The organism is Janthinobacterium sp. B9-8, from assembly GCF_000969645.2.
Lineage (GTDB): Bacteria > Pseudomonadota > Gammaproteobacteria > Burkholderiales > Chitinibacteraceae > Iodobacter.
In genome coordinates, this window is the sequence record NZ_CP014222.1 from 2,173,481 (window position 1) to 2,185,569 (window position 12,089).

Here is a 12,089-nt window from a genome sequence, read left to right on the forward strand (position 1 = left end):
GCTTATTGCACCGTAATCAAAGCAAAAGACTCTTTATGCTCCCCCGCGCGATTACCACGCCATAACACGGTGCTGCCCAATGGCTCGCCACCAATGGTCATCCGCAAAGAACACAACTCCGCTTTAGCCCCCTGCTTCAGGGTAATCCCGGCAAAATACTCAAATGACGCAAGAGGAGCTGAAGGGATATTGCGCCCATCGATACAATCCTTGCGCTCTTGCATGGCATCACGCAAAGAATAGGAAACCGCCCGATAGCTTTTTTGAGCATCCAGCCAAGGCTGCCACAAGCTAATCAGCACCCCCCAAACCAAAGCCACACCACACGCCCAGTTCGTCACCGCCAAGCGCCCTGGCGGGCGTTTACGTGCAATCACAAAGCACCAGATTACCGTTAAGCACAGCGCAAAAATCAAACCCAGATAACCCCACTGCGCAATATAAGCCGGGCTTGCCTCACGCAGCGTTCTTGCCATTCCAGTAGGCACTCCGGTATGCACAGCCAACCAGCCTAGCCAGAGCAAGCCCGTAAACAGGCCAAAAGTCATCATGCCAAACCAATTGAGCGCCTGAGCTGCACCTCGGCGCAGATCATCTACTCCGCTAGCCGCCAGAATCGATAAAGGCAGTAAAACAATCAGCGCATGCGATTCACGAGCATCACCTGCCATCACAAACCAAAGCACATGCAATAGTAGCAACACGCTGGGCAATAGCATCTTTGGCTGAATCAGCTGGCGACGATTCGCCCATAAACCCCAAATTGCCAGAGGCAAAGCTGGCCAAGCAAACCACAATACGATGGATGAAAAAAAGCCAAAAGCATGAAACGCTTTAAAATCAGCCAGCCCGCCAAATGGGCCTAAGGCATATTGATTAATCCATAAATCAAAAACCGGGCGGGCATGCTGATAAAGATCGATAGGCCAGATTGCACTCAGCGGAACAGCGATCACCAAGGCAGACAGTAAACTCACACCATAAGAAGTATTTCGCCAAGGCTTAAATAGAAACAGCAGCAAAGCCGATGCAAGCGCCAGAATAAACTCAGCCCAGTTTCCGCCCAGAAGCAGTAACAGCCAAGCGATTCCCAACACAAACCCAGCACGTAGCGGCTGGCGGAGTGCGTAGGCAAGCGCATAAATATGCCATGAAAAACCAGCCAGCACTAAAACTTGCGGGGAAAGATGATGCCCCCAGATAATCAAACCAATGCAGCCAATCAAGGTAATCACAGCCACGCGGCCATAGCGGCGGCCATACAGCTCTCGGCCTGCCATGCCCACGCCCCATAAACCGAGCGCCATCCAAATGCCCGTCGTTAAACGGGCCGCATCGTGCACTGCCATCCCCAGCTTTTGCAAAGGCCAAGCCAATAAGGCAGCGGTCCAATAATACAAAGGGGCATGCTCTAAATAAGGCTGGCCAGCAAACTGTGGTACCGACCAATAAGCCCCATGCATAAACTGCTGAATCACTGCCGCCGTTTCAACCTCATCCGGCTTCCAAGGATCATGGCCAATCAGGCCTGGCAGCAACCAGACCAAACAAAGCAGCAGTAGCAGCCAAGGCTTTTCTGTACCAGCAGGCAGCGGCTCACGCTCAAGAGGAGGAATATAAGTCAACATGGTATTTACCCAAGACCAGCAGGAATTCAATAAAGTTTATTGAATTTTTGAAGCCAATATTTAAATGCAAAAAAGGCAGCGCGCGGCTGCCTTTTTCAGATACTGCGCAGGAACAATTATTCCTTGCTGCCGTACATGCTGTATTTTTGACGGAACTTGTCGATACGGCCAGCAGTGTCCACGATCTTTTGTTTGCCGGTGTAGAATGGGTGTGATTCCGAAGAAATATCCAGCTTAACCAGTGGGTACTCTTTACCGTCAGTCCAAACGATAGTTTGCTTAGCAGTCAGAGTAGAACGGCTCATAAATTTGAAATCAGCCGCTGCGTCATGAAACACAACGTCTTTATATTCTGGGTGAATACCATCTTTCATTTTACTTCCCTTTATTTGTTAGCGTGCTGGGGTTGTGCCAACACTAGCCATAAAAACGAGATCATCGCACAAAAGCGCAGTTTGAACAAGCCGCGCTGTATGTGTTTATCGACGCATCGAATCAAAGAAATCCATATTATTCTTGGTGCCTTTGATTTTATCTAACAAGAATTCCATCGCATCCAAATCATCCATTGGATAAAGTAATTTGCGCAGAACCCAAATCTTTTGTAATTGATCTTGCTGAATCAGCAATTCTTCGCGGCGAGTACCAGAGCGATTTACATTGAGTGCTGGATAAGTACGCTTTTCTGCCATACGACGATCAAGGTGGATTTCATTATTACCCGTACCTTTGAATTCTTCGTAAATCACGTCATCCATACGGCTACCGGTATCGATCAATGCCGTAGCAATAATCGTTAAGCTACCGCCTTCTTCGATATTACGTGCGGCACCAAAAAAGCGCTTAGGACGCTGCAATGCGTTCGCATCCACACCACCAGTCAGTACCTTGCCTGAGGCTGGCACGACGGTATTGTAGGCACGAGCCAGACGGGTAATCGAATCCAGCAAAATCACTACATCTTTTTTATGCTCAACAAGACGCTTGGCTTTTTCGATCACCATCTCTGCCACTTGTACGTGGCGAGTTGCTGGCTCATCAAAAGTAGAAGAAACCACTTCGCCCTTCACTGAGCGCTGCATTTCGGTTACTTCTTCAGGGCGCTCGTCAATCAGGAGCACAATCAGCATCACTTCCGGGTGATTGGCACTAATCGCATGGGCAATATGCTGCAACATCACCGTTTTACCAGTTTTGGGCGGCGCAACTAATAATGCGCGTTGGCCTTTACCGATAGGAGCGATCAAATCAATGATACGGCCAGTGACGTTTTCTTCGGCGCGAATATCACGCTCAAGATGCAAACGCTTATTCGGAAATAACGGCGTTAAGTTTTCGAATAAGATTTTATGCTTGGCATTTTCAGGCGATTCGCCATTAACCTTATCGACTTTAACCAAGGCAAAGTAGCGCTCGCCATCCTTAGGCGTGCGAATTTCACCATCAATGGTATCGCCAGTATGCAGATTAAAGCGGCGAATCTGGCTTGGGCTGACATAAATATCATCAGGGCCAGCCAGATAAGAAGTATCCGGGCTTCGCAAAAAACCAAAACCATCGGGCAACACTTCCAGCGTTCCATCGCCATAAATGCTCTCGCCTTTCTTGGCCTTGGTTTTCAGAATGGCAAAAACAAGATCTTGCTTACGCAGCCGGTTTGCACCGTCGATTTCGCAAGACGTAGCCATATCAACAAGTTCGGAAACGTGGAGGTGTTTTAAATCAGACAGGTGCATAGGGAGGGCGCGCTTGAGTAAATCAGGAAGGGAAAAATAGAATTTAATATACTGGGCGGGCCGAAAAGAATATCCGGCTGGCCCAGTTGAATACCCATAAGCCTATATGGGTTTACTTAGTGCTGTCAAATATTACTATCAAGAAATGCAGTGAGTTGCGATTTTGACAACGCGCCTACCTTTGTTGCCTTCACTTCACCGCCCACAAACAACATCAGTGTTGGGATGCCGCGAATGCCGTATTTAGGCGGAGTGGCTTGGTTTTCATCAATATTAAGCTTAGTCACTTTCAGGCGACCTGCATATTCAGCGCCTACTTCTTCCAAAATAGGAGTAATCATTTTGCACGGGCCGCACCATTCAGCCCAATAATCAACCAAAACAGGGCCTTGCGCTTGCAATACTTCAGCATCAAACGTGGCATCTGTAACCTGTGCGATATGTTCACTCATATTAAAATCTCCAGCATGGGGGGAATGGGGTTCATTCAAAGACTAGACTTATCAAATCCTAGACGAAGGAAGAAGTAGCCAGCAATGTTTAATTGATGTGGGCGAACTGATCTTTTTCAAGCCCATTGTACTAGAAAACTTACAGAGCCGCGTTAACCGCCTCGTCTAAACGCTCAACCAGCGTCACCGTCATGCCCTCAATACTTTGCCGGGGGCGATTGCCTTTAGGCACGATCGCGTGGGTAAAGCCCAGCTTAGCCGCCTCACGCAAGCGCTCCTGCCCCCTTTGTACTGGCCTCACTTCGCCCGCCAGCCCTACCTCACCAAATACAACTAATTTTTCTGGTAGCGGGCGGTTTTTTAAAGAAGACACAATTGCCAATAAAACCGCTAAGTCTGCCGCAGGCTCGGCAATCCGCACACCGCCCACCGCATTAATAAATACATCCTGATCAAATGCAGCGATCCCTGCGTGGCGATGTAATACCGCCAGCAGCAAGGCTAGACGATTTTGCTCAACCCCCACCGCCAAACGCTTAGGCTGAGGCGAGTGTGAATCATCCACAAGCGCCTGAATCTCCACTAGTAAGGGCCGTGTCCCCTCTTGCGTCACCAAAACGCAACTTCCCGGCACGGGCTCCTTATGCTGCGACAAAAATAGAGCCGAAGGATTAGACACTTCGCGCAGGCCTTTATCGGTCATTGCAAACACGCCCAACTCGTTCACGGCGCCAAATCGATTTTTTATCGCACGAATCAGTCTAAAACTGGAGTGCGTATCACCTTCAAAATAAAGCACCGCATCGACAATATGCTCAAGCACACGCGGCCCGGCAATGGCACCATCTTTCGTTACATGCCCCACCAAAAAGATAGTTGTACCTGTGCGCTTGGCATAGCGTGTGAGCTGCGCAGCACATTCCCTCACCTGCGCCACGCTGCCCGGAGCAGAAGTCAGCGCCTCAGAATAAACCGTTTGAATCGAGTCAATCACCGCGACTTGCGGGCCGACTTTTTCGAGTGCCAGCAAAATTTTTTCTAAGCCAATTTCAGCATAAAGCGCTACTTTACCGGCAGGCAAACCCAAGCGTTTGGCACGCAGGGCGATTTGTTGTGGGGATTCTTCACCCGACACATACAAAACCGGCCGTTCAGCCGCAAGCAAAGTCATGGCTTGCAGCAAGAGCGTTGATTTACCAATACCGGGATCACCCCCAATCAGCACCACGCCACCGGGCACCAGACCACCACCCAATACACGATCAAGCTCGGCCATGCCCGTTGCAATTCGGGGGATTTCTGCGGCTTCTACATCAATGAGCTGGTGAATTGCGCCATCAGCCGCCAAAGACTGAAAGCGAGTAGCGGGCGCGGTCTCTGCCACGCCCTCTTGCAGGGTATTCCACTCGCCGCAGCCGGGGCATTGCCCTTGCCATTTGGGAGACGCAGAACCACAGAGCTGACAAATAAAAGAAGATCGGATTTTAGCCATAGGCCAGATGATACAGGGAGTCAGTGACGAGATGTCTACGGGGATAATCACCAGCCTCAGAATAGGCGAGGCACACAAGCCTCGCCTTCACTGATTAACTAATGTACTGAAACAAACTCAAGCCTTGCACTTGTGAAAAAGATTTGCGCGAAGCCTCAAGCAGCGTCTGGGTAAGAGAGAAATCACTCAGTGCCTCGGCATAATCCAAATCCTGTAAGCCGGATAATGTTTGCCCATACTGCACTTTAAGATCGCCATTGGTGTTTTGCACCGACTGCGTTTCAACCATCCGCGCCCCCATACTTCCCTGGGACGACAGCACATTAGTCAGCATATTGCTGGTATTTTGCAAAACAGAATTCAGCTGATTCTGAAAATTAGCCATACCTGTTGGGCTAGTCTGATACGCATTCAAAGCATCAGAAAACACCTTCATGGTTTGAAAAATATCGCCATTATTCCGGCTGGGATCAATATTAAATGAATCCAAAGTACCGCTAGACACCGACCCGGTTGGCGTAGCATTGCTACCCAGCGCGCCAATCACCACACTGGGTTTGCCTGTGACATTCATCTTAATGCCGTAATCCCACGCAGGCATTGCGATAGGATCACTCGCGATTTTTTTAAACTCAATATCCCCGCCTGGCAAATAGGCCCGGGGGTAATTATTCAGCGTACCGGGAATAGCCGGTCTGACAGGCACAGCGGTGTAATCATAACCATCCACAATTGATTTATTAAAATTGGTATTCGCCGTCACTCCATCCGCAAGAAAAGGCTGATTATCAATTAAATCATAACTAATCAGTGGTTTACCCGGATTAGCCGGATCATTCACGGATTGGAATTCAACTTTAAATTTTTGCGAATGAGTGGGGTCATTCCACTTGTTTAAATCAACCACTTCGCCGGGACTAATCACACCGCTGCCACTATTGCCCGGCGCGACGCCATTTGCCGAGCTCACAAAACTACCGTTACCTGTGCGGGCTGCCTGGAACATCTGATAGCCCGATTCAGACACAGGAATCTGCCGGGAGCCAGAAATCTGCATCTGACGCTGCCCGTCATCCCCAAAATATTGCACATTGCCAAATGATGTTTCAGTAAAAGGCTGTGTTGTGCCCTTAAAACCGGAATAAAGATAGGAGCCGGTGCCATCGGTTGCATTGGCAAGACTTATCATTTGCTTGTACTGACCCTGCAACTCTGAATCAAGCAGCTTTTTTTCTGCAACGGTTTGCGAAGGATTGCCCGCTTTCACCGCCAGAGAATAAATATCGTGCAATAGCTCGGTTACTTGCTGCATGGTAGCTTCAGACAGGCGCATGGCTGAATCGGCCGTTTTACTATTCACGGCATATTGATCATTCAGCTCTTTGGCCTGCATCACGTCTAAGGCTTTTGCCGATGAAATAGGATCATCAGCCGGTGTCAGCACGCGCCGTCCCGTTGACAATTGATTTTGCAACTTTGCTTGCACACTCTGATGCCGCTGCAACTCAGCAGCGCCCTGCTTATAAATGGTGGTCGTTGCAATACGCATGCTATTTATTCCTTATAAATACCGGTAGGCCGCAATAACGCCGCCTTAACCACCAATCCGCACAATGGCATCAAAAGCTTGCTGAGCAATTTGAATCACTTTACTGGAGGCCTGATAAGCCTGCTGATAGCGCAATAAATTAGCCGCTTCTTCATCCAGATTCACCGCCGAAACAGAATCACGAGAGATTTCGGCTTGTTTCAGCACCTCAGTTTGAGCCGTAGACATAATATTCACTTCATTGGTTTTTGCACCAATCACCGCCACCATCTGCCCGTACGCTTCCTGATAATTAGAGCGATTCCCATCAATAATTTTACGGCTTTGTAATTCGCCCAATTTCAAAGCATTTCGCCCGTCAGCATCTTGAGCTGTACCCGGTTTAATCGAAAATTTATCCCCTTGCGCTGGCTGCCCGTCAATTTTTACATTCCAGCCATTCAATGAAATAGTCTGCCCTGCTGTATAAGTTGCCGGGGCAGAAACCGACCCTGTAACGGTATCGGTAAGGGTGTAAGTGGTGGGTGTAGTAAACGTAATATCCACCAGATTTTTTAATGCAGGGTTCGCTGCCGCCGTCGTCGTGAGCGCAGACGGCGTATCCACAGCAACCTGGCCAATTTTACCCGTACCTGTATTCGTGCGCTGGGTATCCGAAATAATAGCCACACCAGCGGCCAACACGCGCGGATCAGTAGGTTTGATCGCCATGCCACGGCTAAAGCCAGCAAAAGGCTGAACCATAAAGCGATCGCCGCTACTTGGTGCGCCCTGTGAAAAACGAAGACGCAATCCATCAATACTGAGAGAGCTGGCATTATCCGTGAACTGCGCACCGGTAATCATGGTGCGCTGGCCATCAGACTGGCGGGTAATCTGATAATCCGCACCGTCATAAAACACTTCGTAATCACTCGCCTGAACTTTGCTTACATCCTCAATATACCCCCCCAATAAAGGGGCAAGTAAAGGCGGTACAGGCACGGTGTTATTCCGATTAGACAACACATTACCCACAGCAGGAGGCATGCTGATTCCCACTGTTTCACCTGCAGCCATCACGCCCGGCACACCCCAGTTCAAGCCCAAAACAGTTGGGTTGGTCCCCATCACTGCAGCGCTCACTGTTTGGCTTACGTTGTCTGACAAACGGGTGATGCTGTATTCACTTCCAGCTACGCCGGTAAACGTCAGCGAATAATCACTCGCCACGCTTTTTACGCCCGTTGGTAAGCTCACGGTAGCAAATACAGTACTTACCCCTGCAACGGTATGGGTTAATGACAAATTACTTTGCTGATAATCAAAGAAATTTGTCCCCATATTGCCGTATAAATCTTGCCCCTGCCGCATCTGGGCATTGAAGGTTTGCCCCAGCACCAAGGCCATCCGTGCGATAGCATTATCGGCAGCATCCAGTGTTTTATTCCGATACTCTAACAAGCCACCCAGCTTGCCCCCTGTGAGCATTGTTTCCGGGATTTCCGCATCTACGGAGCCTTGGGTATACACAATAGTCAGGCGCTGCGGGTCACTAGCCGACGGCTTGGCCGCAATTGAATACGCCGTCCCCCCCACCACTAAGTTTTGCCCATTGCCAATAAATACATTCAACGTGCCATCGCTCTGCTTAATGGTGGTGGCTTTTACCAAGCTGTTTAAATCCAGCACCATCTGATCACGCTGATCTAATAAATCATTAGGAAGTTGCCCGCCACTACTTGATACCGCAATCTGGCCATTAATTTGTGCAATTTGCTTAGAAAGCGCGGTGACATGATCTGCTGCACTTACCAAACTACCATTCACCCCTTGCCGCATTTCCAGCAAACGCTGATCAAATACCTGAAAACGATTCACCAAGCCCTGTCCATTACTCATTAAAGACTGACGAGCAGGCAAAGAAGCCGGGTTGGTGGCAATCCCTTGAACCGCACTAAAAAACGACTGCAAAACAGGCGATACACCCGCTGCCGGATCGGCCACCAGATTATCCACTTGCTTAATTTCGGCCTGATACGTGCCGTAATAGCTGTCTTGCGATACGGCAGTCTGCACTTGCTTAGTTAAAAACTCATCATAAGAGCGCTGCACCGTATCCACACGCACACCAAGCCCAGTGAAACCACTGCCTGTATATTGCGGATATGGCGCACTTTGCTTAATGCTCTGGCGTGAATAGCCTTGCGTATTGGCATTCGCAATATTATGACCTGTCGTACTTAAACCCAAGCTAGCTGCGTTTAAGCCACTTAAACCGATACCAAATACACTGGCGCCCATGATGCAACTCCTTTGCTACTATTTATCGGCATAAACTGCCAATACTTAAAGGCAGCTCAAAACTTGTGGTTTTTGCAGCCGCAGGTTTAATTGCTTACGCAAGCTGGCGACGTAATTGCTCGGCCACTTGCGCTAATTTGTTAGCATATTGCGGATCGGTAGCATAGCCGCCCGATTGCAAGGCTTTGGCATAGCCCTGCGCATTCGCCCCTTGCCCTACAGCATCACTATAGCGGCGCTTAATCAGGCTGGCATAATCATGAAAAGCATCGGCATAAGAATCATAAACACGGAAAGTCTCTACCCGTTTTTGTGCCTGCCCACCCACAAACTCTGTTGTCACAATATCTGTGGTTTTGCCCTTCCAGTCTTTGGTAGCTTTAATGCCAAATAAGTTATGGCTATCGCTCCCGGCAGCATCTTTGATCGGCTTTTTACCCCAGCCCGATTCTAAAGCGGCGTGTGCCACAAGCACATGCGGTGACACGCCCAGCGATGCCGCAGCACCTTCTGCATTAGCCGCCAATTTAGAAGCAAAAGAATCACCGCTTAAAACGGCACCTTTTGCCGAAACTTCGGCGGCTTTTGCCGCAGGCAAACTGTTATGAAATGAAGGCGAAGATTTTTGATAGAGCGAAGGATCACGCTGCAATTCAATTTGCCGCACAATCGACTCAGCAAAGCCAACCCCACCCTGCTTAGACCACATTTGAGAAAGCTGCTGATCATGCATGCCACGGAACATATTGGCCGTACCTGATTCCATCTCATCGTATTGAGGTGTGGCTTCCCGCATAGATTTAAGCATCTGATTAGTCAGCAATGCTTCAAACTCACGCGCTACCGCCAGTGCAGCCTTGCCTGGATCTTGACGAGCCAGCTGGCGCAGGCTGTCTACACCGCGCACATCAATGGCAAGCTCATTACTGGATGGGGTAGCAGAGGAGGTCATACGGGACCGCGCTTAATAAAAGATTAAGCAGATATGAAGCAATAACTATGCCGGAGTCGGGAGTTGGGAGTTGGGAGTTGGGAGTTGGGAGTTGGGAGTTGGGAGTTGGGAAAGTGTAATTCAATGCATTCCTCAATCAAGTAGTGATTAAGGAATGCTCATCAGCTATCAAATCACTTCCAGCTCTGCTTTTAAAGCGCCGGAAGCTTTCATGGCCTGTAAAATCGCCAATAAATCCTGCGGCGTTGCCCCTACCGCATTCAGCGCCCGCACCACATCGCGCAAAGTACTGGATTTTGGCAATCGCACGATAGGCCCTTTATCAGACTGAATCTGAATATCGGCGTTTTGCACTTTAGTGGTTTTACCGCCAGCCAAAGGATTAGGCTGCACCACCGTATTTTCTGCCGTAATGGTCACAGTTAAATTGCCATGCGCAATGGCGCAGCTATCCAGCTTAACCGCCTGATTCATCACAATCGAGCCCGTGCGCGCATTGATAATCACCTTAGGGCTGGATTCTGCGGGGGTGACATCGATGTTTTCTAGGCGTGATAAAAACGCCACACGTAAATTATTATCCTGCGGTGCACGCACTTGAATCACTCGCCCATCCAAAGCCACAGCCGTGCTTGGATACTGCGCATTCACCGCATTCACCACGCGATTGGCGGTCGTAAAATCGGTCGTCAGTAGCTCAAGCTGAATAAACTCGCCATTGCCTAATAAAGTAGGCACTGATTTTTCAACTGTCGCCCCCGATGGAATACGTCCTGTTGCCAGCTGGTTAACCTGGGTGCTTGATCCACCCGCCGATGCGCCCGCTCCAGCCACAATAATATTTCCCTGTGCCATGGCGTAAATTTGCCCGTCGGCCCCTTTCAGCGGCGCCATCAGAAGTGTTCCGCCGCGCAAAGACTTGGCATTACCAATCGAGGAGATCGTCACATCCAAGGGCTGACCCGGCCTTGCAAAAGCAGGCAAAGTGGAGGTAACGGTCACCGCTGCCACGTTTTTTAACTGTAAATTGCCACCGCTAGGCACTTGAATCCCCAGATTGGTCAGCATATTCACCACCGACTGCACGGTGAACGGCGTTTGCGTGGTTTGATCGCCACTGCCATCCAGACCTACCACGAGGCCATAGCCCACCAACTGGTTATTACGCACGCCTGCAACCGATGCCAGCTCTTTAAGCTTTTCAGCATGAGCAGGTACAAGCGTAAATAAAAAACAGCAGATCAGGGCAAAACGAGACATACACACAACCTATTTAAAGCAACCAAACATGAAAGAAGTATCACTAATCAATTAAAACGGCATCACATTTAAGAAAAACCGCTGCAGCCAGCCTATGGTATTGGCGTCGGCCATAGAGCCAACTCCCAATTGCTCGATACGTGCATCCGCTACTTTATTAGATGAAATGGTATTGCCAGCCTTGATGTCAAGCGGGTTAATCACGCCTGTAAAGCGTAGCGTATTAATTTGATTATTCACTGCAACTTGTTTTTCACCACCCACAATCAAATTGCCATTTGCCAGCAAATCAACCACCGTCACTGAAATCGTGCCTTTAAACGTATTAGTGCTATTAGTCGCGCCCTTCCCTTCAAATTTATTCGTTCCTGCCAACTTGACCGCAGCATCACCCTCACGCGCAAAATATTTTTCAATATCGAAAGGCAACAGGGGAATATTGCCCTGGGTGCTGTAATCAAGCGATCCCGCTTTATTACTGCTGCTATTGGAGGTATTGACGGCAGAGAGGTTTTCTTCGATGGTGATATTGAGCAAATCACCGATATTGCGGGCCACTCTTTCTTCAAACAATAATCGTGAGCTATTAGGCTGAAAAATAGAGCCATTATTGATGCTGGCCACTACCGGCTGGGCAGGCCTTGCCGTAGTCGGCTGAGTAATCACTGAGGGTGGCGTAGTACAAGCGGCAAGCAACACGGCAATCATTGCCGCAACGGCAAGACGAGCAATCATTT

10 protein-coding genes are annotated in these 12,089 nt (G+C 49.2%); all 10 read right to left on the bottom strand.

Translation table 11 applies throughout. The features are described 5' to 3' along the window. Window positions 1-2: 2 nt before the first annotated feature. On the bottom strand, window positions 3-1,628 hold the full coding sequence (locus VN23_RS09755) for an ArnT family glycosyltransferase (protein WP_046351282.1): 1,626 nt from the start codon (window positions 1,626-1,628) through the stop codon (window positions 3-5). Window positions 1,629-1,744: 116 nt separating this feature from the next. Next, on the bottom strand, window positions 1,745-2,002 hold the full coding sequence (locus VN23_RS09760) for a type B 50S ribosomal protein L31 (protein WP_046351281.1): 258 nt from the start codon (window positions 2,000-2,002) through the stop codon (window positions 1,745-1,747). 105 nt (window positions 2,003-2,107) lie between these two features. Next, entirely contained in the window at window positions 2,108-3,364 is a 1,257-nt protein-coding gene (rho, locus tag VN23_RS09765; protein ID WP_046351280.1) for a transcription termination factor Rho, read from the bottom strand. Between the two features lie 125 nt (window positions 3,365-3,489). Next, window positions 3,490-3,816, bottom strand: a complete 327-nt coding sequence (gene trxA, locus VN23_RS09770; RefSeq protein ID WP_046351279.1) for a thioredoxin TrxA — start codon at window positions 3,814-3,816, stop codon at window positions 3,490-3,492. A 139-nt stretch (window positions 3,817-3,955) separates the two neighbouring features. Continuing rightward, window positions 3,956-5,308, bottom strand: a complete 1,353-nt coding sequence (gene radA / locus VN23_RS09775) for a DNA repair protein RadA (RefSeq protein WP_046351278.1) — start codon at window positions 5,306-5,308, stop codon at window positions 3,956-3,958. Between the two features lie 94 nt (window positions 5,309-5,402). Next, on the bottom strand, window positions 5,403-6,857 hold the full coding sequence (gene flgL, locus VN23_RS09780) for a flagellar hook-associated protein FlgL (protein WP_046351277.1): 1,455 nt from the start codon (window positions 6,855-6,857) through the stop codon (window positions 5,403-5,405). 45 nt (window positions 6,858-6,902) lie between these two features. Beyond that, a complete protein-coding gene (flgK, locus tag VN23_RS09785) occupies window positions 6,903-9,140 on the bottom strand; it encodes a flagellar hook-associated protein FlgK (RefSeq protein ID WP_052746515.1) in 2,238 nt (745 codons plus the stop codon). Between the two features lie 94 nt (window positions 9,141-9,234). Next, window positions 9,235-10,092 (bottom strand): flagellar assembly peptidoglycan hydrolase FlgJ, encoded by an 858-nt coding sequence (gene flgJ, locus VN23_RS09790; protein ID WP_046351276.1) that lies wholly within the window; start codon window positions 10,090-10,092, stop codon window positions 9,235-9,237. A gap of 168 nt (window positions 10,093-10,260) precedes the next feature. Then, window positions 10,261-11,352 carry a flagellar basal body P-ring protein FlgI gene (locus tag VN23_RS09795; protein ID WP_046351275.1) on the bottom strand — a complete coding sequence of 364 codons (1,092 nt, stop codon included), beginning with the start codon at window positions 11,350-11,352 and terminating at the stop codon, window positions 10,261-10,263. A 51-nt stretch (window positions 11,353-11,403) separates the two neighbouring features. Next, the gene (locus VN23_RS09800; protein WP_046351352.1) at window positions 11,404-12,087 is read right to left on the bottom strand and encodes a flagellar basal body L-ring protein FlgH; all 684 of its coding nucleotides are present in this window, start codon (window positions 12,085-12,087) and stop codon (window positions 11,404-11,406) included. Window positions 12,088-12,089 lie beyond the last annotated feature (2 nt).

Bases quoted from the DNA above. Each gene is read 5' to 3' on its own strand.
- flgK (WP_052746515.1), bottom strand. From the start codon at position 9,140: ATGGGCGCCAGTGTATTTGGTATCGGTTTAAGTGGCTTAAACGCAGCT.
- VN23_RS09795 (WP_046351275.1), bottom strand. From the start codon at position 11,352: ATGTCTCGTTTTGCCCTGATCTGCTGTTTTTTATTTACGCTTGTACCT.
- VN23_RS09800 (WP_046351352.1), bottom strand. From the start codon at position 12,087: ATGATTGCTCGTCTTGCCGTTGCGGCAATGATTGCCGTGTTGCTTGCC.
- flgL (WP_046351277.1), bottom strand. From the start codon at position 6,857: ATGCGTATTGCAACGACCACCATTTATAAGCAGGGCGCTGCTGAGTTG.
- flgJ (WP_046351276.1), bottom strand. From the start codon at position 10,092: ATGACCTCCTCTGCTACCCCATCCAGTAATGAGCTTGCCATTGATGTG.
- VN23_RS09755 (WP_046351282.1), bottom strand. From the start codon at position 1,628: ATGTTGACTTATATTCCTCCTCTTGAGCGTGAGCCGCTGCCTGCTGGT.
- rho (WP_046351280.1), bottom strand. From the start codon at position 3,364: ATGCACCTGTCTGATTTAAAACACCTCCACGTTTCCGAACTTGTTGAT.
- VN23_RS09760 (WP_046351281.1), bottom strand. From the start codon at position 2,002: ATGAAAGATGGTATTCACCCAGAATATAAAGACGTTGTGTTTCATGAC.
- trxA (WP_046351279.1), bottom strand. From the start codon at position 3,816: ATGAGTGAACATATCGCACAGGTTACAGATGCCACGTTTGATGCTGAA.
- radA (WP_046351278.1), bottom strand. From the start codon at position 5,308: ATGGCTAAAATCCGATCTTCTTTTATTTGTCAGCTCTGTGGTTCTGCG.